The sequence below is a fragment of the Streptomyces sp. NPDC056948 genome (assembly GCF_042674225.1).
In the GTDB taxonomy this organism is placed as follows: domain Bacteria; phylum Actinomycetota; class Actinomycetes; order Streptomycetales; family Streptomycetaceae; genus Streptomyces; species Streptomyces purpurascens.
In genome coordinates this window covers 1-23914 of sequence record NZ_JBHUQX010000034.1, presented here as the reverse complement: position 1 = coordinate 23914, position 23914 = coordinate 1, and the positions used below count along the sequence as shown (strand labels likewise).

Annotated in this window: 23 protein-coding genes; 11 read left to right on the top strand and 12 right to left on the bottom strand. The window is 73.2% G+C overall.

Annotated features, from left to right (window positions below; all coding sequences use genetic code 11):
• From ACFTZL_RS06860 to ACFTZL_RS06850, 3 genes are all read right to left on the bottom strand, one after another.
• Positions 1-438 carry a roadblock/LC7 domain-containing protein gene (locus tag ACFTZL_RS06860; protein ID WP_382579195.1) on the bottom strand — a complete coding sequence of 146 codons (438 nt, stop codon included), beginning with the start codon at positions 436-438 and terminating at the stop codon, positions 1-3.
• The gene (locus ACFTZL_RS06855) at positions 435-2951 is read right to left on the bottom strand and encodes a nitrate- and nitrite sensing domain-containing protein (protein ID WP_382579194.1); all 2517 of its coding nucleotides are present in this window, start codon (positions 2949-2951) and stop codon (positions 435-437) included. Before ACFTZL_RS06855 ends, ACFTZL_RS06860 begins: the two co-directional genes overlap by 4 nt.
• A 70-nt stretch (positions 2952-3021) precedes the next feature.
• A complete protein-coding gene (locus ACFTZL_RS06850) occupies positions 3022-3795 on the bottom strand; it encodes an MHYT domain-containing protein (RefSeq protein ID WP_382579193.1) in 774 nt (257 codons plus the stop codon).
• A gap of 153 nt (positions 3796-3948) precedes the next feature.
• Here ACFTZL_RS06850 and ACFTZL_RS06845 point away from each other — a divergent pair, with 153 nt between their 5' ends.
• On the top strand, positions 3949-4548 hold the full coding sequence (locus tag ACFTZL_RS06845; protein ID WP_382579192.1) for a class I SAM-dependent methyltransferase: 600 nt from the start codon (positions 3949-3951) through the stop codon (positions 4546-4548).
• A 9-nt stretch (positions 4549-4557) separates the two neighbouring features.
• On the opposite strand, the gene ACFTZL_RS06840 is transcribed toward ACFTZL_RS06845, so the two are convergent.
• Positions 4558-5460, bottom strand: a complete 903-nt coding sequence (locus ACFTZL_RS06840; protein WP_382579191.1) for an oxygenase MpaB family protein — start codon at positions 5458-5460, stop codon at positions 4558-4560.
• A 99-nt stretch (positions 5461-5559) separates the two neighbouring features.
• Between ACFTZL_RS06840 and ACFTZL_RS06835 the strand changes: the two genes are divergently transcribed.
• Both ACFTZL_RS06835 and ACFTZL_RS06830 read left to right on the top strand, forming a co-directional pair.
• The gene (locus tag ACFTZL_RS06835) at positions 5560-5856 is read left to right on the top strand and encodes a hypothetical protein (protein ID WP_382579189.1); all 297 of its coding nucleotides are present in this window, start codon (positions 5560-5562) and stop codon (positions 5854-5856) included.
• 135 nt (positions 5857-5991) lie between these two features.
• Complete coding sequence (locus ACFTZL_RS06830; protein WP_382579188.1) at positions 5992-6885, top strand: hypothetical protein; 894 nt, start codon at positions 5992-5994, stop codon at positions 6883-6885.
• 36 nt (positions 6886-6921) lie between these two features.
• Here ACFTZL_RS06830 and ACFTZL_RS06825 read toward each other — a convergent pair whose 3' ends face one another.
• The gene (locus ACFTZL_RS06825) at positions 6922-7104 is read right to left on the bottom strand and encodes a hypothetical protein (protein WP_382579186.1); all 183 of its coding nucleotides are present in this window, start codon (positions 7102-7104) and stop codon (positions 6922-6924) included.
• 325 nt (positions 7105-7429) lie between these two features.
• Here ACFTZL_RS06825 and ACFTZL_RS06820 point away from each other — a divergent pair, with 325 nt between their 5' ends.
• Positions 7430-10234, top strand: coding sequence for a DEAD/DEAH box helicase (locus ACFTZL_RS06820; RefSeq protein ID WP_382579185.1), 2805 nt, complete (start codon positions 7430-7432; stop codon positions 10232-10234).
• Positions 10231-11508 carry an SWF or SNF family helicase gene (locus ACFTZL_RS06815; protein WP_382579183.1) on the top strand — a complete coding sequence of 426 codons (1278 nt, stop codon included), beginning with the start codon at positions 10231-10233 and terminating at the stop codon, positions 11506-11508. Before ACFTZL_RS06820 ends, ACFTZL_RS06815 begins: the two co-directional genes overlap by 4 nt.
• Here ACFTZL_RS06815 and ACFTZL_RS06810 read toward each other — a convergent pair.
• Positions 11497-11817, bottom strand: a complete 321-nt coding sequence (locus tag ACFTZL_RS06810; RefSeq protein WP_382579181.1) for a hypothetical protein — start codon at positions 11815-11817, stop codon at positions 11497-11499. The genes ACFTZL_RS06815 and ACFTZL_RS06810 overlap by 12 nt on opposite strands.
• Before the next feature lie 185 nt (positions 11818-12002).
• Entirely contained in the window at positions 12003-13169 is a 1167-nt protein-coding gene (gene xylA / locus ACFTZL_RS06805) for a xylose isomerase (protein WP_382579179.1), read from the bottom strand.
• Positions 13170-13331: 162 nt separating this feature from the next.
• Here xylA and xylB point away from each other — a divergent pair, with 162 nt between their 5' ends.
• The 6 genes from xylB (at position 13332) to ACFTZL_RS06775 (ending at position 19857) form a co-directional block, all read left to right on the top strand.
• Complete coding sequence (gene xylB / locus ACFTZL_RS06800) at positions 13332-14774, top strand: xylulokinase (protein WP_382579177.1); 1443 nt, start codon at positions 13332-13334, stop codon at positions 14772-14774.
• Between the two features lie 15 nt (positions 14775-14789).
• Positions 14790-15998 carry an ROK family protein gene (locus ACFTZL_RS06795; RefSeq protein ID WP_382579175.1) on the top strand — a complete coding sequence of 403 codons (1209 nt, stop codon included), beginning with the start codon at positions 14790-14792 and terminating at the stop codon, positions 15996-15998.
• Between the two features lie 212 nt (positions 15999-16210).
• Entirely contained in the window at positions 16211-16813 is a 603-nt protein-coding gene (locus tag ACFTZL_RS06790; RefSeq protein WP_382579173.1) for an N-acetylmuramoyl-L-alanine amidase, read from the top strand.
• 115 nt (positions 16814-16928) lie between these two features.
• Positions 16929-17324: a luciferase family protein gene (locus ACFTZL_RS06785; protein ID WP_382579171.1), complete on the top strand. Its 396-nt coding sequence runs from the start codon at positions 16929-16931 to the stop codon at positions 17322-17324.
• 3 nt (positions 17325-17327) lie between these two features.
• A complete protein-coding gene (locus ACFTZL_RS06780) occupies positions 17328-18500 on the top strand; it encodes an NUDIX domain-containing protein (protein ID WP_382579169.1) in 1173 nt (390 codons plus the stop codon).
• A gap of 121 nt (positions 18501-18621) precedes the next feature.
• Positions 18622-19857: a phosphodiester glycosidase family protein gene (locus ACFTZL_RS06775; RefSeq protein ID WP_382579167.1), complete on the top strand. Its 1236-nt coding sequence runs from the start codon at positions 18622-18624 to the stop codon at positions 19855-19857.
• 42 nt (positions 19858-19899) lie between these two features.
• Here the strand turns inward: ACFTZL_RS06775 and ACFTZL_RS06770 are convergent, their stop codons facing one another.
• The 5 genes from ACFTZL_RS06770 to ACFTZL_RS06750 all read right to left on the bottom strand — a co-directional run.
• Positions 19900-20094: a hypothetical protein gene (locus ACFTZL_RS06770; protein ID WP_382579165.1), complete on the bottom strand. Its 195-nt coding sequence runs from the start codon at positions 20092-20094 to the stop codon at positions 19900-19902.
• A 111-nt stretch (positions 20095-20205) separates the two neighbouring features.
• Positions 20206-21069, bottom strand: a complete 864-nt coding sequence (locus ACFTZL_RS06765) for a phosphatidylinositol-specific phospholipase C/glycerophosphodiester phosphodiesterase family protein (protein WP_382579163.1) — start codon at positions 21067-21069, stop codon at positions 20206-20208.
• A gap of 216 nt (positions 21070-21285) precedes the next feature.
• Positions 21286-22359 (bottom strand): acyl-CoA dehydrogenase family protein, encoded by a 1074-nt coding sequence (locus ACFTZL_RS06760; protein ID WP_382579161.1) that lies wholly within the window; start codon positions 22357-22359, stop codon positions 21286-21288.
• A complete protein-coding gene (locus ACFTZL_RS06755; protein WP_382579212.1) occupies positions 22356-23537 on the bottom strand; it encodes an acyl-CoA dehydrogenase family protein in 1182 nt (393 codons plus the stop codon). The genes ACFTZL_RS06760 and ACFTZL_RS06755 overlap by 4 nt, the downstream gene beginning before the upstream one ends.
• A 20-nt stretch (positions 23538-23557) precedes the next feature.
• A partial coding sequence (locus ACFTZL_RS06750; RefSeq protein WP_382579160.1) for a zinc-binding dehydrogenase occupies positions 23558-23914 on the bottom strand: 357 nt, incomplete at its 5' end.

Sequence of the window (23914 nt, the reverse complement as noted above, 5' to 3'; positions counted from 1 at the left end):
TCATCCGGCGGCGGGCGGCCGCGCGCCGGCGCGGGGCGCCGTGCCGAGGTGCTCGCCGACGCGTTTGACCAGGCGGGCCATCTCGTACGCCACGAGGCCGATATCGGCTGTCACGGCGGTGAGAAGGGCGAGGCAGGAGCCGTCGCCGGCGGCGGCCACGAACAGGAAGCCCTCGTCCATCTCCACCATGGTCTGGCGGACACCGCCGGCGCCGAAGTGCCGTCCCGCGCCCTTGGCGAGGCTGTGGAAGCCCGAGGCGACCGCTGCGAGGTGTTCGGCGTCCTCGCGCCGGAGACCCGTCGAGGCACCCACGGCGAGGCCGTCGTTGGAGAGGACCACGGCGTGCCGTATGTCGCTCACGCGGAGCACCAGATCGTCCAGCAGCCAGTCGAGTTCGCCGGAGCGCCGGGCGGAATGCGTGCTCGGGTCCTGGATCATGCGGGGTCTCCTTCGCTGCTGTCTCTGCCCTTCGCGGGGCCGGGAGTGGTGCCGCGGCCGGGCCGCCTGCCGCCGCCGCGTGCCCAGCCGTCGCGGTACGCCGCCATGCGTTCGCGTACGACTTCGGGGGTGCGTTCCTCGTCCCGGGGGGCCGGCGTCGGTGGCGGTTCCTCGGGGCGCCCGTCGCGCAGTTGGGGGGCGAGACTGGCCTGTCGTACGCGACGCGGGAGGTCCTCGGAGCCTTCGGGCTGCTCCTGGGGTCGGTGCAGTCGCAAGGTGGCGACTCCTGGTGGTGGGGTGTGGCTCGTGGTTTCGGCAGCGGCCGGTACGGGAGCCACGAGGGCGCGCCGGTCGGCCGGTGCGGGGACGACGTCCTGGAGCGGGGTGTCGTCGGGCACGCGCGCGCAGGCGCGTTCTTCGGGCTGCCGCGCGTGTGCCGCTTCGCCGGGGGAACGTTCCGTCGCCCCGGTGTGCAGGAGGGCGGTGGGCAGCAGGACGACGGCGGTGGTGCCGCCGTAGGGCGAGGTCTTCAGGTGGACCTTGACGTCGTGCCGGGCGGCGAGCCGGCTGACCACGAACAGGCCGAGCCGGTCGCTGTCGAACAGGTCGAGTGCCTCGGACTGCGCGATGCGGCGGTTGGCTTCGGCGAGGGTCTCCTGGCCCATGCCGAGGCCGCGGTCCTCGATCTCGACGGCGTAGCCGTTGCCGACGGGCTCGCCGGTGACGCGCACGCGTGTGTGGGGCGGCGAGAACTGGGCGGCGTTCTCGATGATCTCGGCGAGCAGGTGGGTGAGGTCGGCGACGGCCGTGCCGATGACGGCTGCTTCGGGGAGTTGCCGGACCTCCACGCGCGCGTAGTCCTCGACTTCGGAGACGGCCGCGCGGACCACGTTGGTCAGGACGACGGGCATGCGCCAGGCCCGGCCGGGGGCGGCTCCGGAGAGGATGATCAGGCTCTCCGCGTGGCGTCGCATGCGGGTGGTGAGGTGGTCGAGGCGGAAGAGGTCGCTCAGCTCGTTCGGGTCGTCGGAGCGGCGTTCCATGCTGTCGAGGAGGCTGAGCTGCCGGTGGACGAGGGTTTGGCTGCGGCGGGCGAGGTTGACGAAGACGCCGGAGATGCCGCTGGCGAGTTCGGCGCGCTCCACGGCGGCCCGCAGCGCGGCGCGGTGGACTGTTCCGAGGGCCTCGGCGACCTGCCCGGCCTCGTCCTCCGCGGGCGGTCCCGGCGGCGCCTCTGCGCGGACGTCGATCTCCTCGCCCGCGCGCAGTCTCCGCATGGCCTCGGGGAGTTTGCGCCGGGCGATCTCCAGGGCGCCGTTGCGCAGGCTCACCAGTTCCACCACCAGGCCGCGTCCGATGCGTACGGAGATGACGAGCGAGGCGGCGACGGCGGCGAGACCGAGCAGGACGGCTGCGCCGGCCGGGGTGAGCAGTCCTCGGGTGAACGGGTCGGCGCGTTTCGCGACGCCGCGTGCCGCGTCGTCCTCGATCGTGCGCATGCCGTGCTGCACGCGCGTGTGGGCGGTGTTCCAGGTGGTCTCGGGCGCCGCCTCGACGGCCCTGGCGCCCGGCCCGCGGGCGAGGATCCCGTCCTCGGCGTCGCCCAGGCCCGCGTAGGCGCTGCTGTCGGCGAGGGCGTTCCACGCGGAGCGTTCGGTGCCGCGCAGGTCCGCGACGGCCGATTCGGTGAGGGTGCGGCGCAGGTCGACGGCGCCGGTGAAGAGCCGAAGCCGCTCCCCGGTCAGGGTGCCGGACAGGCGGGCACTCGCCAGCACCGCGTCCTCTTGGGCCAACGCCTCGCCCGCGCGGGCGAATTCGAGCAGCACGCGCGCGTCGGAGCCGAGGTCGGCGTCCTGGATGCCGGTGAGGGCACCGCCGGCGCCGAAGGCCGCCGAGATGGTCCGGGTGTAGCGGCTGTACGTCTCGGCCCAGCCCACGCGCCGGTCTCGCACCGCGGTCCGCAGCGGCCGCAGTTCCTCGGTGCCGGTGACGAACGCCTCCAGCCGGCGGGCGACGCCGGCGGGCAGTTCCTCGCTGTCGGCGACGGTGTTGCCCTCGCCGAGGCGCAGTGTCGCGACGGCGCGGTCGGTGCGCCGCGCGAGCTCGTCCAGTTCGTCGGACGGTACGGCCGACGGGTCGGTGGCGTGGCGTACCGCGGCGGCGCGTTCGGCCTGGAGGGCGGCGACCGCCGCGGAGATCGGGGCGCGGACCGTGGCGTCGACACGCTGGACCTGCCGCAGCCGGGAGACGTCCTGGGCGGTGGTGACCGTGGCGTAGGCCCACAGGGCCAGGAGGGAGACGACCGGCACCATCAGCAGGCAGACGATCTTGGCGCGCACGGTGCGGGGGCGTATGTGCCAGCGCTCCGCGCGCGTGGCCGCCCCGTCCGGTGCGGCGCCCGGGGGTGCCTCCGGGACCTCGTCGGCCGGTGGCCCGGCGTGCGCGCGGCGACCGCGCACGGGCGGGGGCGGCGCCTCGGCGCCGGTTGTGGGGGTCCTACGGGGTGTACGCATGGACTCCTCGCTCGGAGTGGTTCGGGGCGTGCCGGGCGTCGCGACGCCGCGGAGGTCCATCAGGAGCCCCCTAGGGGGCGACGCTCTCGACCGGCCGCTGGGCCGAGGCGGACGCCTCGCGCTCGCCTGCCGTCGGCGAGAGTGCGACGAAGGCCGAGGTCAGGAAGAGGTAGGACCCGAGGCCGACGGCGAGGGGGAAGATGAACTGCATCGCCGTGGCCCCGGGCAGCGCCTCCCCGGAGGGCGTGACCCGCACGCTCACCGCGAACATCCCGGTGTAGTGCATGCTGCTGACGGCCGCGCCCATGATCAGGGAGGCGATGGTGACCGCGACCGGCGACTTGATGTTGAGCGCCGCCCACAGGGCCGCCGTCGCCGCGACGACGGCGATCAGGACGGAGAGCCCGACGAGCACCGGGTCGTAGGTCACGTCGCCGTGCAGGCGGACTGCCGCCATGCCCAGGTAGTGCATGCTCGCGACGCCCAGGCCGGTGGTGAGGCCGCCGAGGAAGAGGGCCCGGCCGCGGTCCCGGCCGTAGCCGACGGCGAAGACGCCGGCGCAGACGACGACCATGGCGACGAGCAGGCTCAGGAGGGTGAGCGGCACGTCGTAGCGGATATCGGTGCCGGTGACGGCGAACCCGAGCATGGCCACGAAGTGCATGGTCCAGATGCCGGTGCCGATCGCCGAGGCGGCGGTGACGAGCCAGTTGCGGCGCGAGCGCCCGGTGGCGGCGAGGGCGCGGACGGTGCAGCGGAGTCCGAGCGCGGCGCCTATGCAGGCCATCGCGTACGACAGCGCGGGGGTCAGCCACCCCAGGGCGGCGTGGTCCAGGTGTCCCATGCCCCCGGGACGCTAGACCCGGCAAGGGCGCGCGAAGGGGGCGCATTTCGAAAGGTGTTGGAATATGACGCAAGGATGTACCGGAACGATCGCGTCACGCTCGAACGTGTGCGCAGAGGCGTCCCTCCGTGCCGGTGAGGAATCATGCGGTACATGAGCGACGACCAGACGCGTGTCCAGGAGTTCTTCACCCCCCGTGCCGCCGACTGGGACAGCAGGTTCCCTGACGACGGTCCGGCCTACGCGGCGGCGGTCGCCGAGCTCGGACTGCGCGCGGGCGACCGGGTGCTCGACGCGGGATGCGGCACCGGACGGGCCCTGCCGCCGCTGCGTGCCGCCGTGGGGCCCTCGGGGGTGGTCCTCGGGGCCGATCTGACCCCGGCCATGCTGCGGGAGGCCGTACGGGCCGGACGGGACCGGGACGGGCAACTGCTGCTCACGGACGTCGGCGCGCTGCCCTTGCGCGCGGGGTCGCTGGACGCGGTGTTCGGGGCGGGCCTCGTCTCGCACCTGGCGAGTCCGGCCGAGAACCTGCGCGAGCTGGCGCGTGTGGTGCGTTCCGGTGGTGTGCTGGCGCTGTTCCATCCGATCGGCAGGGCGGCACTGGCCGCGCGCCACGGCCGCCCGCTCACCCCGGACGACCTGCGCGCCGAGCCCAACCTCCGTCCGCTGCTGGCCGGTTCCGGGTGGCGCATGACGTCGTACGCAGACGAGGACACCCGCTTCCTGGCGCTCGCCGTCCGCGAGGACTGAGCTGCCGCGTCACCCGGCCTCGGCGTCCCTGGCCTCCCCGTGCCGCACGGGGCAGCCCCGGAGACCCGGGACCGGACGCGTGCCGAGGTCGGCGAGCCGGTATCCGTACGGGTAGCCCTTGATCTCCCAGTTCTGGCGGGCGAAGTGCGGTGTGCGCCGGGGCGCCATCAGCCGGACGGCGCGCCCTCGGAGTCGTACCGCGCGACGCACCCACGCGCGCGTGGCGGCGTTCGGCGGGGTGTAGCGGAAGGCGTGCAGGAGCGAGTCGTCGACCAGCGCGAGGGTCGTGGTCCGCAGCAGGGGTGCGAGCGGGCGCGGGTACCAGGACGCCATCAGGTCGAGCGTGGCGTCCGAGACCCGCCGGGCTTCCGCGTCCCAGGCGAAGCGGGCCGCCTCGTAGTCGTCGAGGCAGGTCTCGAACTCCTCGTAGGTCTCGGGGATGTCCTTGATGCCCATGTGCCGGCCCAGCGTGCCGTAGTGGACGGCACTGGCGACGATCTCGTGGCGTGACATCCTGCGCCACCCGTAGGCGTCGATCCACCGTTTGGGCATCACGACGAACGTGCAGAGCACGTAGCGCATGTCGTCGTCGCTGATGTCGTAGCCGCGGTGCATCTGGTTGATACGGCGGATCGCGGTCTTCCCCTGGTCGCTGCCGAAGCCGTGCTCGACGACGGCGTCGAGGAGCAGCGCGGTGTCGTCGTAGCGCTTCTGCGTCCGCTCCGTGAGCTCCGCGGTCTCCGCGAGCAGCCGGCCGATGCTCGGGACGGCATAGGTGCGGTACAGAGCCAGCTCAAGGGCGCGGGTGAAGTCCCAGGGGAACTCGTACGCCACGCTCAGCCGGTAGATCTCCGTGGCCTCCCGATACGGGTCCATCCGCCGGATCTCGACCAGCCGATCAAAACGCTTCACCGTGCCGTCCCCCTTCTGCCAAAGGTTCTCCAACTTTACGTTGGTGACCGGGAGATGAAAGATCAGACACAACAACCGCACAGGGGGAAGGTGGTCAGCATGTGGAGCAGGTTCCGCAAGGCCGGGGGAAAAGTCGCCGATGCCTTGCGCACGGAGACCAGGACCGACGGGGACAAGCGTCCGCACAATCTTTTCGAGGCTGCCGCGGTCTATGTCACGGCGAGCGCGGAGGACGACCAGGAGCGGGCCGACGAGGCGTCCGGCTGGGTGTCGCCGGAGGCACTGTCGTTCGGGGTGAACGAGCTGGCCTGCCGGGCCGTCATAGCGCTCGCACGGGAACGCGGCGAGTCGCCGCGGACCGTGGCCCGTGAGTTGCTGGGGCTGCCGGCGGCGTGATGAGCACGGCCCGGACGGCCGATTCGCCCCGTCCGCCGGAAAACTGCAGCTCGGGTGCGCTTGCGGGGGCCGTGACAAGCGGCTTCCGCGCGCACTAGGGTGCGCGCGATTGGACGAACCGATGGGGAGGCTGGGATGGCCGGGACGGACGAGGACGCCGTCGCCGCCGCGGACGACGCGCTCTATGTGCTCACGGCGGTACTGCTGACGCCTGCGAAGTTCCCGAGCGTCCTGGGCGACGACTATCCGGAGGCGTGCGCGGCGCTCGGTCTCGCACCGCTCGCCGACGGGTACGGGCTGGTGCTCGGCCAGGACGGCGACGGCTCCCGGTGGACCGTCGCCATCGACGACGTCTCCCTGGTCGCCGTCGCGATCGCGTCCTGGGACTGCGGCATGGAGTACGAGCTGTCGCCCGACGAACGCTCGGTCGTCGCGGCCCTGCCCGGCTGGCCGCTCGCGGTCGCCGTCGCGGCGCCCGGGGTGCCCGCGCCGCACGATCCCGGCCCGGAGGCCGACGACCGGCCGCCGCTGGCTCCGCCGGACACCACCGTCTGGGGGCCGGCCCAGCGGCGCCTGGGCGCGGACGAGATCGCGCTGCAGTGGGCGACATGGCGGGAGCAGGTGGACAACTCGGCATTTCCGGCGCCGGGGTCCTCGGGAGCGCGGGACGACGAGGGCGAGGCGGCCGACGAGGGCGAGGCGGCCGACGAGGGCGAGGCGGCCGACGCTCCGGACGGGAGCGGGGAGAACGGCCGGCCGGGGCACAGCGGCATCCGGCGGGTCCTCGCGGAGGCCCGCACCTACATCGACTCGCCGCCGCCACTGGGCCGGGTCCGGTCGTCGTTCGCGACAGGGGACGCGCGGACCCTGCGGGCGGACGGTCCGGGCTGGTCGCTCGTGGCCAGGACCGACGACATCGCCTTCGTGCTGCTCGACGAGGAACCCGGCGAGGTCCTGCCGGTGGGGCGGGGGCCGGAGCTGCCGGGTCTCCTCGAGGCACTCGACAAGATGGCCGTACGGCCGAACTGATCCGGCGACGGCTTTCGGCCGCGCCGGGTCAGCGCCTCAGCGACCGAGTTCCTTACGGGTGGCACGGCGCAGCCTGCGCCGCTGCGACGGGTCCAGCATGAGATACGCGGCGGCCGGGACTCCCAGGATGATCAGGAGCGATGCCCACCAGGGCAGCCAGATCAACAGGATGAGCCCGGCCGCCACACCGCCTGCGGCGATCTTGGCGTTCTTGGACATGACTGTCGCCTCCTTCGCGGCCACTGCCGCTCTCTGTCTCGAAAACGGGTCCGCGCTTGCGGCGGTTCCTGACCGCGACCCTGAGACATCCCTGAGGTGCGACCCCTACACACCCCTGACCCCCTCATAGTGACCCAGCTCACACCCTAGTCATACCCGTGTGCGCCAGACGTGCTGTACCCTCGGCGACTCCGATCCGCTAGTCAAGTTTGAGGAATCAGCCATAGCCGAGCATCCGACTCCCCCGGCACCCTCCTCCTCACCCTCCACAGCCCCCTCCTCCGCACCTCCCTTCGTCTCCTCCGAACTGGCTCACTGCCACGCCGTGTTCCTGCCCGGCGACCCGGCCCGCACCGGCGGCATCGCCTTCTGGCGGCCCGACGGCGATGCCCCGCCGGCCATGGCATCGGCGTCCGCCGCGAACCTGACCGTCGTCGTGCCCGGCAGCGACGGAATCGAGGTAGAGAGCGTGCCCGCCGTCCTGGTACCGGTGCACGCGGCCCTCCCGGTCCTCACCCGCGCGCGGGTGAGTGCGCAGGGGCACCGGTCCACCGTGTTCTGGGGCGCGGCGGCCGTGCACGCCCTGCACCTCGTGGCGCGCGGGCTGCTGTTGCCGGGGCTGTCGCCCGGCGACCAGGACGCCTGGCGCACGGGTCCCCTGCGCGCCCAGGACGTCGAGACCGTCCGCCGGCTCGCCGCCGCCATGCCGCCCGAGGCGCACGCCGTGCCGCTCGCGGGCCCGGGGCCGCTGCGGCTGCCCGACCCGGAGGGGCTCCTGCGCGCCTTCCTCGACGCCGTCGCCGACACCCTGCCCCGCTCCCCCGCCGCACCGCTGGTGACCGGCGGTCCCGCCTACGCGTCGCCCGAGCCGGTACACCTGCCCGAGCAGCGCGCCTGGGCCGCCGATGTCGCCGCGGGCCACGACGCGGGCGTGCGGCTGTCGCTGCGGATCGAGGCGCCCGGCCTGACGGACGCGGCGGCCGACGCGGACGTGACGTTCCGGGCCGTGCTCCAGGTGCACAGCGTGAGCGATCCCGCGCTGGTCGCGGACGCCGCGGACGTCTGGGCCGGCGCCGAGGGCGAGGCCTTCGGCCCCCGCGCGCGGATGGATGCCCTGCTCGCCCTGCGCCGCACGGCCCGGGCCTGGGCCCCGCTCACGCCGCTGCTGTCGGCGACCGTGCCGGACGCGGTCGAACTCGCCGACGAGGAGGTCACCGAGCTGCTCGGCGCGGGCGCCCGTGCGCTGGCGGCGGCCGGAGTCGACGTGCACTGGCCGAAGGGACTGACCCGCGAGTTCACCACGCGCGCGGAGGTGGGGCCCGCTGGGCCCTTCGACGACGAGGCGGAGGAGTCCGGCAGGTCCGTCGCGGCCCTGCCGTCGTTCCTGTCAGCCGACACGCTGCTCGCTTTCAACTGGTCGTTCGCGCTGGGCGACCGTCGGCTGAGCCGCGAGGAGCTGGACCGGCTCGCCGAGGCCAAGCGCCCCGTGGTGCGGCTGCGTGACCAGTGGGTCCTGATCGACCCTCAGGAGGTACGGCTCGCCCGCGCCCGGCAGGACCACAAGGTCACACCGGTGGACGCGCTGGGCGTGGCCCTGACGGGCTGGGCGGAGGTGGACGGCAGCCGGGTCGAGGTGCGGCCCACCGGATGGCTGGCGGCCCTGCGGGAGCGGCTCGCGGACCCCGAGGAACAGCAGCCCGTGGAGCAGCCCGCCGCCCTCGCGGCCACCCTGCGGGACTACCAGCGGCGGGGCCTGAACTGGCTCGCCGGCATGACCTCCCTGGGCCTCGGCTGCTGCCTCGCCGACGACATGGGGCTCGGCAAGACGATCACGCTGATCGCCCTGCACCTGCACCGGCAGACCGACGCCGAGTCCGCCGGGCCCACCCTGGTGGTCTGCCCGACGTCCCTGATGGGCAACTGGCAGCGGGAGATCGAGCGGTTCGCGCCCGGCACCCCCGTACGGCGCTTCCACGGTGCACGGCGCAGCCTCGACGACCTGGCCGACGGGGAGTTCGTGCTCACCACGTACGGCACGATGCGCCTGGACGCGCCCCGGCTCGCCGGGGTGCCGTGGGGCATGCTCGTGGCGGACGAGGCCCAGCACGTGAAGAACCCGTACTCCTCGACCGCGCGGGAGCTGCGTGCCATCGGCGCACGCGCGCGCGTGGCGCTCACCGGCACTCCCGTGGAGAACAACCTGTCGGAGCTGTGGGCGATCCTCGACTGGACCACGCCGGGGCTGCTGGGCCGGCTCGGCACCTTCCGCAGGCGCTACGCGGAGGCCGTCGAGGGCGGTCAGGACCCGGCCGCCGCGGACCGGCTGGCCCGGCTCGTACGGCCGTTCCTGCTCCGCCGCCGCAAGGCGGACCCGGGGATCGCGCCCGAGCTGCCGCCGAAGACGGAGACCGATCACGCCGTGTCGCTCACCCAGGAGCAGACGGGGCTGTACGAGGCGGTGGTGCGCGAGGCGCTGGCGGAGATCTCCGGCGCCGGCAGCATGGCGCGACGCGGCCTGATCGTGAAGCTGCTGACCGGCCTCAAGCAGGTCTGCAACCACCCGGCGCAGTACCTCAAGGAGGAGAGCCCGGTGATCGCCGGACGCTCCGGGAAGCTGGAACTGCTGGACGAACTGCTCGACACGATTCTCGCCGAGGAGGCGGGCGTGCTGGTCTTCACGCAGTACGTCCAGATGGCCCGCCTCCTCGAACGGCACCTGGCCGCCCGCGGCACGCCCTCGCAGTTCCTGCACGGCGGGACGCCCGTCGCCCAGCGCGAGGACATGGTGCGGCGCTTCCAGGGCGGCGAAGTGCCGGTGTTCCTGCTGTCGTTGAAGGCGGCGGGCACCGGCCTGAACCTCACCCGGGCCGAGCACGTCGTGCACTACGACCGCTGGTGGAACCCGGCCGTCGAGGCGCAGGCCACCGACCGCGCCTACCGCATCGGCCAGACCCGGCCCGTGCAGGTGCACCGGATCATCGCGGAGGGAACCATCGAGGACCGCATCGCGGAACTGCTGGTCCGCAAGCGGGAGCTGGCGGACGCCGTCCTGGGCTCCGGCGAGGCGGCGCTCACGGAGCTGACGGACGCGGAACTGGCGGAACTGGTCGAACTGCGAGGGGCGCGATGACTCGGTACGACGGTGACATGGAGCGCACGTTCGCGGCACTGCCGCCGGCGCACGGACGGGGCTTCGCGCAGTCCTGGTGGGGTCAGGCCTGGCTGAAGGCACTGGAGGACACCGTGCTGGACTCGGCGCAGCTCAAGACGGGCCGCCGGCTCGCCCGCGCGGGAGCGGTCGGCGCGGTGTCGGTGCGCCCGGGACGGCTCACGGCCGTCGTCCAGGACCGCGACCGCACGGCGCACCGGGCCGACGTCCTGCTGGAGGAGCTCTCGCCCGAACAGTGGGACCGCTTCCTGGACATGACGGTGGAGCGGGCCGGGCATGTGGCGGCGCTGCTGGACCGGGAGATGCCGCCGCACCTGGTCGAGGACGCGGCGGCCGAAGGCGTCGAACTGCTGCCCGGCCTGGGCGATCTGGAACCGGAGTGCGACTGTGGCGCCTGGGACCACTGCGGGCACACGGCGGCGCTCTGCTACCAGGTGGCTCGGCTGCTGGACCAGGATCCGTTCGTCCTGATGCTGATGCGGGGCCGCGACGAAGCCGCTCTGCTGGACGCTCTGCAGACCCGCGGCGGCGGATCCGCCGCTGAGTCCTCCGGGCCGGAGGGTGTGGACGCGGCCGAGGCGTATGCGGCCGGTGACATCCTGCCCCCGCTGCCGGCCCTGCCCGGACTCCCGGACGAGCCTGGGGTGCCGCCGTCCCTGGACACCGAGACGCCGCCCGCTCCCGGCATCGACCCGGCCGCGCTGGAGTTCCTGGCCGCGCGAACCGCCGTACAGGCCCACCGCCTGCTCGCGGAGGCCCTCCGGGGCACCTCCGACGCGGAGTTGACGGTGACGCAGGACGCGGTGCGGCTGGCCGCGGGCGATCCCGGACGCGATGTGGCGGACCGGCTCGCCGACGGGTCGGGACGCGGCCGGGAAGGGCTCGAAACGGCGGTCCGTGCCTGGCACCTCGGCGGTACGGCAGCGCTGGCGGTCCTCGACGAGGAGTGGCGGGTGGAGGGCGAAACGCTCGCACGCGCGCGTGCCGCCCTGGAGTCGGCCTGGGATGCGGACGAGCGGCCGGAGCTGCGGGCGCGGGGCAACCGGTGGACGGTCGCCGGCGCACCGGTCCAGTTGCGCCTCGGCCGGGACGGCCGGTGGTGGCCGTACCTGAAGGAACGCGGCCGCTGGGTGCCCGCGGGAGGCGCCGCGCAGGATCCGGCGACGGCCCTGACGTCGGCGGATCCGGTAGCCGGAGAGGAAGCCGCACCAGGCGAGGCGCCCCTACGGCAGTAGCTCGCCTGCGTCCAGGGACGGAAGGAGCGATTCGAGGTCGCTGGGCAGATCGCTCGGCAACCGGCTCGGAAAGCCCGACGGCAACCGGGTCCGCAGCTCGCTGGGCAAGGCGGTAGGCAGCTTTGTGGGGATGCCGTAGGACGGCACAGGGGTGCGGCTCGTGCTCCCGGCGGGCGGCTCCCGGTCCGGCGAGTCGTCGCTCCCCCTGGCCATCAGCACCACCGCGCACACGGCTGCGGCAGCCACGAGCACGGTGATCAGGATGAGCAGCGGATTCCGCCGCTGCGGCGGTACGGGCGGCAGGGCCATGGCGACCAGGGTCACCGTGCACCGCTCAAGACGCGAGCGGTGCACGGGAGTTGATACGGACCCATGGCGTGGATCGCATGATTCCGTGGCATTCCAGGCGGTACGGCCGGCCCACGCCTTCACGCGCGCACCACAGTCACGCGTACACGCGCGCACCACAGTCACTCGTACACGCGCGTGTGGACTCAGCCACGTGCTCCCAGGAGGTGGTCCATGGCGAGCTGGTCCAGGTGCTCGAAGGCCATGCCGCGGGCGGCGGCCGCGTCGACGTCGAAGGCCTCGAAGGCCGACGGGTCGGCGAGCAGGGCCTCGAGGCCGTCCGCGGCGGTGGGCTGGGCCAGCTCGTCCAGACGGGCCGCGCGCAGCGCCTCCTGGACCTCCGGGTCGGCACGGAAGGCCGCGGCGCGGTCCTTGAGGATGAGGTAGTTGCGCATGCAGCCGGCCGCCGACGCCCACACCCCGTCGAGGTCCTCGGTCCGCGGGGGCTTGAAGTCGAAGTGCCGCGGGCCGGTGTAGCCGGCCGACTCCAGCAGATCGACCAGCCAGAACGCGGCACGCAGGTCGCCGGCACCGAAGCGCAGGTCCTGGTCGTACTTGATGCCGGACTGGCCGTTGAGGTCGATGTGGAACAGCTTGCCCGCCCACAGGGCCTGTGCGATGCCGTGCGGGAAGTTCAGCCCGGCCATCTGCTCGTGCCCGACCTCGGGGTTGACGCCGTACAGCTCCGGACGCTCCAGACGGTCGATGAACGCCAGGGCGTGGCCGACGGTCGGCAGCAGGATGTCGCCGCGCGGCTCGTTCGGCTTGGGCTCGATCGCGAAGCGCAGGTCGTAGCCCTGGGAGATGACGTACTCGCCGAGCAGGTCGAAGGCCTCCTTCATCCGGTCCAGGGCCGCGCGGACGTCCTTGGCGGCACCGGACTCGGCACCCTCGCGGCCGCCCCAGGCCACGTACACCTGGGCGCCGAGCTCGGCGGCGAGGTCGATGTTGCGGATGGTCTTGCGCAGCGCGTAGCGACGCACGTCGCGGTCGTTGGCGGTGAACGCGCCGTCCTTGAAGACCGGGTGCGTGAAGAGGTTGGTGGTCGCCATCGGGACCTTCATGCCCGTGGCGTCCAGAGCCTGCCGGAAGCGCTTGATGTGGGCCTCGCGCTCGGTGTCGCTCGAGCCGAACGGGATCAGGTCGTCGTCGTGGAAGGTGACGCCGTGCGCGCCGAGCTCGGCCAGCCGCTGCACCGACTCGACCGGGTCGAGGGCACGTCGCGTGGCGTCGCCGAAGGGATCCCGTCCCTGCCAGCCGACGGTCCACAGGCCGAAGGTGAACCTGTCCTCGGGGGTGGGCTGGTAGCTCATGCCGCGGCTCCTTGCTCGCTGAGACTATTTCGTCATGGCGATTTACAAATTAGTATGCGAGCACCTCTCTGGGAAGAGACAGCACCTCTCCGGGAAGAGACAAGGTGTCTCGGAACGAGAGAAGCAGGACCAGAGAAGGACGACAGCAGAGGGAGAAGCCCGATGTCAGCAGCCGAGGGTCCGCTCGTCGTCGGCGTGGACTCGTCCACCCAGTCCACCAAGGCGCTGGTCGTCGACGCGGCCACCGGCCGGGTCGTGGCAAGCGGCCAGGCGCCGCACACCGTCTCCTCGGGGGCCGGTCGCGAGAGCGACCCGCGCCAGTGGTGGGACGCGCTGTGCGAGGCCCTGCGCCAGTGCGGTGACGCGGCGCACGAGGCCGCCGCGGTGTCGGTCGGCGGGCAGCAGCACGGCCTGGTCACCCTGGACGACCGGGGCGAACCGGTGCGTCCGGCCCTGCTGTGGAACGACGTGCGCTCGGCACCGCAGGCGCGTCGGCTGACCGAGGAACTGGGCGGCGCGAAGTTCTGGGCCGAGCGCACCGGAAGCGTCCCCGCCGCCTCCTTCACGGTCACCAAGTGGGCCTGGCTGGCCGAGCACGAGCCGGAGGCGGCCCGGGCCACGAAGGCCGTGCGCCTCCCCCACGACTACCTCACCGAGCGGCTCACCGGGCAGGGCACGACCGACCGCGGCGACGTCTCCGGGACGGGCTGGTGGGCGTCCGGGACGGAGTCGTACGACGAGGAGATCCTGGCGCACGTGGGGCTCGACCCGGCTCTGCTGCCCCGTGTGGTCCGGCCCGGGGAGGTGGCGGGCACGGTGCACAGCCACGATCTGCCGTTCTCCAAGGGCACTCTGGTCGCGCCCGGGACCGGCGACAACGCCGCCGCGGCGCTGGGCCTCGGGCTGCGTCCGGGCGTGCCGGTGATGAGCCTCGGCACCTCGGGCACGGTGTACGCCGTGTCCCGGCACCGGCCCGCAGACCCGACCGGCACGGTGGCGGGCTTCGCCGACGGACGCGGCGACTGGCTGCCGCTGGCCTGCACCCTGAACTGCACACTCGCCGTCGACCGCGTCGCGACGCTGCTGGGCCTCGACCGCGAGGCCGTCGAACCCGGCACGGCCGTGACCCTGCTGCCCTATCTGGACGGCGAACGCACCCCGAACCTGCCGAACGCCTCCGGCCTGCTGCACGGCCTGCGCCACGACACGACCGGCGGCCAGCTGCTCCAGGCCGCCTACGACGGCGCCGTGCACTCCCTGCTCGGCGCGCTCGACCTGGTCCTGGACCAGGACGCCGACCCTTCGGCACCCCTGCTGCTGATCGGCGGCGGCGCCCGGGGCGCGGCCTGGCAGCAGACCGTACGGAGGCTGTCGGGGCGTCCCGTGCAGGTGCCCGAGGCCAAGGAACTGGTGGCGCTCGGCGCGGCCGCGCAGGCGGCCGGGCTGCTGACCGGGGAGGACGCGGCGGCCGTGGCGCGCCGCTGGGACACGGCGGCCGGGCCGGTGCTCGACGCCGTCGAGCGGGACGAGGAGACGCTGGCCAGGATCGCCGGGGTACTCTCCGACGCGGCCCCGCTGCTGGAGCGGCCCACCGACACCCACTGAGGACTGGCGTCAGGCATGACCGCACCGCTGCACGAGGCTCACCCGGCGGGGCCGGGACGCGCGCTGCCCGACACCCAGCAGGGCATGCGCCGCCGCAATCTCGCCCGCGTCCTGCACGCCGTCCGCGCCGAGGGGCCGCTGTCCCGGGCCGCCGTCGCGTCCCGGATCGGGCTCACCCGGGCCGCGGTGTCGACGCTCGTCGACGAACTCGTCCGCTCGGGGCTGATCGAGGAGCTGGGGCCCGAGCGGCCCGGCCGGGTGGGCCGCCCCGGCTCCGCGCTCGCCGTCAGTGGACGGGGCCCGGCCGGGATCGGCGCGGAGATCGGCGTCGACCATCTCGCGGTCTGTGCCGTCGACCTGCGCGGCACGACCAGGGCACGGGCGATACGGCAGGGCGCGAACCGCGGGCGCTCCCCCGGGCCCGTGACGGCGGAGCTCACCGAACTGATCGGCCGGGTCGTCGCCGAGGCGGAGGGCGAGGGCCTGTGGCCCGCCGGACTCGCCGTGGCCGTACCGGGTCTGGTGGCGCGCGATGCCCGGACCGTCGTACGCGCCCCGAACCTCGGTTGGCACGACACGGACCTCGGTGCCCTGCTGCCGGCGGAGCTGCCGCTGACCGTGGACAACGAGGCCAACTTCGGCGCCCTGGCCGAACTCTGGCTCGAGGACGGCACGCCGCGCGACTTCCTGCATGTGTCGGCGGAGATCGGCATCGGTGCGGCCGTCGTCGTGGACGGCGGGCTGCTGCGCGGCACACGTGGTTTCGCCGGCGAGTTGGGACATGTGCCGGTCCGGCCGGACGGGCCGGCGTGCGCGTGCGGCGGGCGCGGCTGCCTTGAGCAGTACGCCGGTGAGGAGGCGGTGCTGCGTGCGGCGGGCCTGGAGCCGGGCGAGGACCGCGTGGGGCTGCTCGCGGGGCGCGCCGCCGAGGGCGACGAGGACGTACGCCGTGCCCTGCGCGACGCGGGCACCGCGCTCGGTGTCGCCCTGACCGGGGCGGTCAACCTGCTCGACCCGCAGAGCGTGGTGCTGGGCGGGGAGCTGTCCGGTCTCGCGCCCTGGCTGCTGCCCTCGCTGCGGGAGGAACTGGCGCGGCGCACGGCGGGTCCGGCCTGTCCAGTGTCCGTGTCACGGCTGGGCCCCGAGGGGCCGCTGCTGGGCGCCGCGCACTCGGTCGTGCGGGCGGTGCTGGACGATCCGGCAGCCGTCGCCGAGCGGGCCTGACAGACGATCAGCCGTCGCCGAGCGGGCCTGACAACCGGACCGCGACGGACGGGCGGAGACCCGGGCGGGGAGCCCCGGACAGCCCGAATCACCCCATGGAGTGGGCGAGTTATCCACACTCTCCCGCCCGTCCACCGAACCACGTCGTTCCCTTCTGACGGACCGGCAGGCGCCGTAACGTGATGATCCGTCGAAGCGAAAGGCATCCCGTCATGGACCAGGCAGCACCGCTCCCCAGCAGGCGAGGCGTCCTCGTGGGCGCCGCCCTCACCGCCGTGCCGTACGTCCTGCTCCCCGGCACACGAGCCGCGGCCCGGCCCCAGGCGCCCGACCACCCCGGGGCCGAGTGGCACCCGGCGACCGGCGCCAACTACACGGCGTCGAACCGCCCCCGCGGCCATCCCGTCGACCGCGTGATCATCCATGTCGCTCAGACGACCTTCTCCGGCACCCTGTCCATCTTCCGGAATCCGAGGAAGCAGGTGTCCGCGCACTACGTGGTGCGCTCGGCCGACGGCCATGTGGCGCAGTGCGTGCGCGAGGCCGACATCGCCTGGCACGCGGGGAACTGGGACTACAACAAGCGCGGCATCGGCATCGAGCACGAAGGCTGGGTGGATCAGCCCTCGTACTTCACCGACGCCGTGTACGAGGAATCGGCCCGGCTCACCGCGGCGATCTGCGCGCGGCACGGCATCCCCCGGAACCGGGAACACATCATCGGCCACCACGAGGTACCGGGCAGCGACCACACCGACCCGGGCCGCCACTGGGACTGGAAGCGCTACATGAGACTGGTCAGAGACTCCGCCTGAGCAGGAACCGCCCGAGTCGCGCGAGCCGCCCCCTGCCCCCTCACCCCACCTCACGTCCCGGTTACAAAGCGCTCAACCTCTGGTTGCGGCACGGTGAGCACGCCACGATGGGGCCATGACTCTGGCCCAGCGCGCCATGGAGCGCCTGCAGGCCTGGCCCGACCTGATGCCGGGCCCGGCGAGTTGCGGTACCGGACGGGCGCTCCGTTCCGTCCGTGACGAGATCGTCCACTTCCACTCGGCACGGGACGTGGACCTCCACCTCACCGGCCGGGCCATCCAGCGCTTCCACTACGACCTCGCCGGTTCGAGCGCGATCCACCTGGTTCCCGGATCGTGCTGGGTGACGGTCCACCTCGACTGCGAAGCGGACGTCGATCTGCTGCTGAGCCTGGTGAGCATCGCGCTCAAGGCACACCAGACTCCGCCCGCCGCCGATGAGCCGCGGCCCGTCGGATGCAACTTCCACCGTGTCAGGGTGCTTCCGCGCGACGCCGCCGCGGGCGGCTGAGCCTTGGGGACACCACCGGAGGAGGTCAACGCGGAGGCCTGGCGTGCGTACGGAGTTCACCATCTGCGGCGTGGCACGGAGCTGCCCGAGGTGGCGCGGATCGACTGGGGTTTCGAGGGCACCGGGCCGGGGACCGAGGTCCTCGGGGAGCTCGCGGGCCGGCGGGTGCTGGACCTCGGGTGCGGTCCGGCCCGGCACGCCGCCCATCTGGCGCGTGCGCACGGCGCGCTGGTGGACGCGGTCGACGCCTCGGCCGGCCAGTACGAACGGGCCCGTGCCCGTTACGGCTCGCTGCCCGGGCTGCGGCTGGTCCTGGCCGACGCGGTGGAGCATCTGCGCGCGGCGGAGCCGTACGACGTCATCTACTCCCTGCATGCCGTCCCGTACCTCGACCCGCACCGGCTGCTGCCCGCCCTCGCCGCGGCGCTCAGGCCGGGCGGCAGGCTCTGCTTCACGGTGCTGCACACCAACTCGCGCGGTGACGGCCCCTCGGACCGGGTCGCGGCCCGGCCCGAGATCCTGCGGATGGCCGGCGGTGGTGACACCACCGTCCACATGTGGGTCCTCACCCCGGACCTCTGGACGGAGCTGCTCACCGAGTACGGGCTGCGCGTGGAGCACGTCGACGTCCTCGACACGCCGCAGGCCGGCGACCACGCGTCCTACCGGCTCTTCCAGGTGACCCGGCCCGTCCGCGTCTCCTCCCGGCCGCGCGTCGACCGACCGCCGCCGGCCCATGCCGCGCTCGGGGTCGGCGCCATCCTGTACGGACCCCGCGGGCTGCTCCTGGGCCGGCACCGGCGCGGGACGTGGGAGCTGCCCGGCGGGACGGTGGAACCCGGGGAGTCGTTGCGGGACACGGTGGTGCGCGAACTGGGCGAGGAGACCGGGCTCGCGGCACGGCCGGAGGACGTCCGGCTGCTGGGGACGCTCCTCGACGATGCCGGCGGGGTCGTCCGGGTGACCGTCGCCGCCCGGGTCACCGTCTGGCAGGGCGAGCCCGCGGACCAGCCCGAGGAGAGCGTGGGCCGCTGGCGCTGGTTCGGCCTGGACCGGCTGCCCGAGCAGTTGTTCGTGTGCAGCGCTCAGGCCCTCACGGCTTGGCGACCCGGCCTGCCGATCGACCACACACCCGCGCACTACACGCCGTACACCACCAGAACGGACGGCAGCTGAAGCACCCGGAGGGGTGTGTTTTTCCGACTGTTTCCGCGTAGTCGGCAGTCAGCCGTACTCCTGAGCCCTGACGTCTGGTCCACTGCCCCTGAGGACATCTGACGAGACATCAGGGGGTACGGTGACTGATCGTCATAAGCGACGCAGAGCAGGCAGAGCGGTACTGGCGTTCCTCACGGCGTTCGGCGCACTGGCCGGTGCGTCCCTGGCGGGGGCGGCTCCGGCCGGTGCCGCCCAGAAGGGCGTCCGTGTCGCGCCGGGTGTCACGTACGAGCACTTCGACATCCCGGCGGCCAAAGGGGTGACGCACGCGCATGTGCTGCGCGTCGACCTGGGCAACCCGCGCGTGAAGGTGGATCTGCTGTACCCCGGCGCGGTGGCCTCGCGCGCGCAGGTCTCGCGGATGGCCGACGCCCAGAGGGCCGTCGCCGGTGTCAACGGCGACTTCTTCAACATCACCGAGACGCAGCACCCGGGCGTCGAGGCGACCGGCGCGAGCGTGGGTCCGGCGATCACGGCCGGGCGGACGCTCAAGGCGGCCGTGCCGAACGGCCAGCGGTTCGGCCCGGAGCTGCCGCCCGGCACGACCACCGAGGACGTGTTCGGTGTGGGCACCGACGGACGCGCCAGGCTGGACCGGCTGGCCCTCGACGGCTCGGTCCGCGCCTCCGGGACGCGGCTGCCGCTCGGCGGGCTCAACCAGTACGCGCTGCCGGTGGGTTCCGTCGGCGCGTTCACCTCCGAGTGGGGCAGCGCCTCCCGGGTGCGCTCCACCTGCGGCACGGACACGGACCGGGCCGCTCCGTGCAGCACGGACACCTATGAGGTGACGGTCCGCGACGGCAAGGTCGTCTCGGCCGCCGACACCCCCGGCCGCGGCCCCATCGCCGCGGGGACGACCGTGCTGGTCGGCCGGGAGGCGGGCGCCCAGCAGCTCCGGAAGTTCTCCACCGGCGAAGCGGTAGAGATCGCGCACAGTCTCGTCGCGGCCACGAGCGGAGTCCCGTACCGTCTCGCCCTCGGCGGCTACCCGGTCCTCTCGAAAGGCCGGCCACTGCCGGGTCTGGACGACACGGCGTCGGCCGTCCGTACGGCCGTGGGGCTCGCCGACGACGGGCGGCACATGCTGCTGCTCGCGCTGGACGGTGGCACCGCCTACCGCAGCGGCATGACGATCGCCGAAGTGGCCGACACCATGCGGCGGCTGGGTTCGCGGGACGCCTTGAGCCTGGACGGCGGCGGGTCGTCGACGCTGGTCGCCCGGAAGTCGGGCGCGAGCACCGTGTCCGTACGCAACCACCCCAGCGGCGGCGCCGAGCGCGCCGTCCCGAACGGCATCGGCGTGTTCTCGGACTAGCGGCACAAGGCCTCACCTCAAGGCCTCACCTCAAGACCCGCCTCAAGGCCTCAAGCTGCTGACGATCTCCGCCGTCGCCGTGATGCCGCTGTGGATGGTGGGGGCGATGCTCGTGCTGGCCAGGTAGAAGCCGAGCAGCAGGCAGACCAGCGCATGGGAGACCTTCAGCCCACCGTTGCGCAGGAAGATCACCGCAAGGACCACGAGCAGCAGCACCACAGAGATGGAAATGGCCATCGTCAACTCCTCCGCCACGCCGCCCTATCCGATTCACGGCGTTCGGCCGTAAGTGTGGCGTAGCGGAGGGTTCGTCCGGTGGGCTGACCTGTCCGCCGAACGTGTGAAGTCCTACGCCGCCCGGCGGGCGTCCAGGAACGCCTCCAGTCCGGCGAGGTCGTCGGTGTTGAGGTGGTCGACGTCCGCGGCGAGCAGTTCGGCCCACACCGCGTCACGGGCGGGCCCGGCCAGATCAGGGGTCGCCCAGAACCGCACCTTCTGCCCCCGCGCGTGCGCGGCCCGGACGATGCCCCGCAGCTTCTCCCGCTCGGCGTCCGGGAACGCGCCCACACCCTGCCAGGTGAAGTTGAGGGACCAGTTGTCGCTGATCAGCGGGACGAAGGAGGCCGGGGCCTGGCTGCCGAGGTCGGCGAGGCGGCCGTCGTAGAAGGCGCGCCGGACGCTCTGGGCCTCCATGGGGGCGCGGGCCGCGCGGTCGCCGGAGATCACGGCGGTGACCGGGCCGGGGAGGACACGGCCGTGGGCGTATGTCGTGAACAGGTGCCGGTAGCGCCCGAGGTGGCGGTCGAGCTCGAGATACGTCGACGAGCCCTCGGTCTTGATGTCGACGAGGAGTTGCAGCGAGCCGCGGTACCCCCGGTACACGCGGCCGCGGTTGGCCCGGACGCGGGCGGCGAGCGGGTCGAGGTAGAGCGACTCGAGGGTGCGGGCCGGGTCGAGGTCCTCCGGGTCGTGGGCGACGAGGAGCTGGTCGCCGACTAGGTAGATGTCGGCCTCGACGCTGCCGAACCGGTGGTCGAGGGCGTCGAACAACGGGCGCGGGTGCTCGTAGTCGTTGTGGGCGTGGGCGCGCCACAACGGGCGGCACCCGTGCCGTCGTTCGCCGGCCGCCGCGTGGGCGGCGGGGAGGGCGACCGAGCCCGCGAGGGCGGCGCCGAGGGTGGTGAGGGCTCTGCGACGGGTGGTGAGGGCCATGCTCTGCCTCCCTGGAAGTGCCGTACGGGAACCCTGCGAGTATGGGGTCCCGGCAGGTCCAAGAAGCAGGCCCGTGCACGGAGTTGGCCGGACCGCCGCCCGGCGTTCACTTCACCGGAGCGGGGCGCACGAAAAAGCCCGCCCCAGGTGGGACGGGCTTTCCCCGGTGCTTCCCGGGCTTTTCCCTCGCGTCGAACAGGTACGTCCGGGTGTACGTCAGGGGGCTTGGAGGTCGACCAGTCCGGCCAGTGCCTCGCGGTGGGCGCCCGCCGTGCCGTAGGCGATCGAGTCGGCCTTCGCACGCTTCAGGTACAGGTGCGCCGGGTGCTCCCACGTCATGCCGATGCCGCCGTGCAGTTGCACTGCCTCCTCGGCGGCGTGCACGGCCACGGGTGCCGCGAAGGCCTGGGCGACGGTGACGGCCACCTCGACGTCCTCGCCCCTCGCCAGCGCGTCCGCGGCGTTGCGGGCGGCCGCGCGGAGGTTGACGACCTCCAGCCAGAGCTGGGCCAGCCGGTGCTTGAGCGCCTGGAAGCCGCCGACGGGCCGGTTGAACTGCTTGCGTTCCTTCAGATAGCGGACGGTCTCCGTCAGCGCCCAGTCGGCGAGCCCGAACTGTTCGGAGGCGAGCAGTCCGGCTCCGGCGGTCAGGGCCCGGCGCACGGCGGGTTCGGCGTCGCCCAGCAGCCGGCCCGGCACCCCGTCGAGCGTGACGGTCGCCAGCGGCCGGGTCAGGTCCAGGGAGACCTGGGGGGTGACGGTCGCCGCCGTGGCGTCGACCGCGTACAGGCCGCCGTCGTCGGCGGGCACCAGCAGGACGTCCGCGACGGCCGCGTCCGCGATACCGGTCAGCTCACCGCGCAGCCGGCCGTCCTCGTGCCGGACCACCTTGTAGGCGGTGCCCGGTGCGATGTTCAGCGCGACGGCGAGGGCGCCGATCCGCCGCCCGGACGCCAGGTCGGCGAGCAGGTCGTCGGCGTCGCAGGCGAGCAGTGCCTCGGTGGCGACGACGGCGCTGGTCAGGTAGGGCACGGGAGCGACCGCGCGGCCCAGCTCCTCCAGGACGACGGCGGCTTCGCGGTGCGTGGCGCCCTGGCCGCCCTTCGCCTCGGGCACCAGGAGCCCCGCGAGGCCCATGCCGTCGGCGAGCGCCTTCCACGCCTCACGGTCGTGCGGGGTGTCCGACTCGGTGCGGGCGATCACCCCGGGCGCGTCGCAGTGGTCGGCGAGCAGGTCCCGTACGGCGGCCCGCAGCGCCTCTTCCTCCTCGGAGTAGAGAAGATCCGTCATCGGGCCAGGTCCTTCCAGGCGACGTCCTTGTCGGTGCGCGGTTCGGCGGGCAGGCCGAGGACGCGTTCGGCGACGATGTTCAGCAGGACCTCGGTGGTCCCGCCCTCGATGCTGTTGCCCTTGGAGCGCAGATAGCGGTAGCCGGCCTCGCGGCCGGTGAAGTCGACCAGTTCCGGGCGGCGCATGGTCCAGTCGTCGTACAACAGGCCCTCCTCGCCGAGGAGTTCCACGTCCAGGCCGCTGATCTCCTGGTTGAGGCGGGCGAAGGCGAGCTTCATGCCGGCGCCTTCGGGACCGGGCTGGCCCACGACGAGCTGCTGGCGCAGCCGTTCGCTGGTGAGCCGTGCGACCTCGGCCTCGACCCAGAGCTTCAGCAGACGCTGATGCAGGTCGTGGGTGCGCAGCTCGGGCCGCTCGCGCCAGGTCTTGGAGACCGGTCCGATCATGCCGCCCTCGCGGGGCAGCCGCATGCCGCCGATGGCGACACGTTCGTTGTTCAGCGTGGTCTGCGCGACCCGCCAGCCGTCGCCGACCTCGCCGAGGCGGCGCGCGTCCGGGATCCGGACGTCGGTGAGGAACACCTCGTTGAACTCGGCCTCGCCGGTGACCTGCCGCAGCGGCCGCACCTCGACGCCCGGGTCGGTCATGTCGCAGACGAAGTACGTGATGCCCCGGTGCTTGGGCACGTCCGGGTCGGTGCGGGCGATGAGGATCGCCCAGCGGGCCACATGGGCGCTGGACGTCCAGACCTTCTGCCCGTTGATCACCCAGGTGTCGCCCTCACGCACGGCCCGTGTGCGCAGCGCGGCGAGGTCGGACCCGGCGCCCGGCTCGCTGAACAGCTGGCACCAGACCTCCTCACCCACCCAGAGGGGCCTGAGGAACCGCTGCTTCTGCTCCTCGGTGCCGTACTTGAGGATCGTCGGCGCGGCCATCCCGAGGCCGATGCCGATCCGCCGCGGGTCGTTGTCGGGCGCCCCGGCGGCCTCCAGCTCGGCGTCCACGACGGCCTGGAGGGAACGGGGGGCGCCGACTCCGCCGAGGCCCTCCGGGTAGTGCACCCACGCCAGTCCGGCGTCGAAACGGGCCCGGAGGAAGTCCAGACGGTCGGTCGAGGCCGGCGGGTGCGCGGCCAGCAACTCCCGCGTACGGCCGCGCAGTTCCTCGGCGCTGGTCACACTGCGCTGCTCCGCGCTGGTCATGCTGCTGCCTCCTCCATGACGACGGCGACCCGTCCGGTGGTCAGGCCGTCCGCGACCTTCTGCACGGCGGCGGCCGCTCCCGGGAGCGGGACGCGCTCGCTCACCAGCGGCTTGATCGCGCCCCGGGCGGCCAGCTCGGTGAGCTGCTCGTGGCAGTGCTGGACCAGCTTCGGGTTCTTGGTGTTGTAGAGGCCCCAGTGCAGACCCATGATCGAGTAGTTCTTCACCAGGGCGTGGTTCAGGGCCGGGGTGGGGATCGTGCCGCCGGCGAAGCCGACGACGATGATGCGCCCCTCGAAGGCGACGACCTTGGCGGACTGGGCGTAGGCCTCGCCGCCGACCGGGTCGTAGAC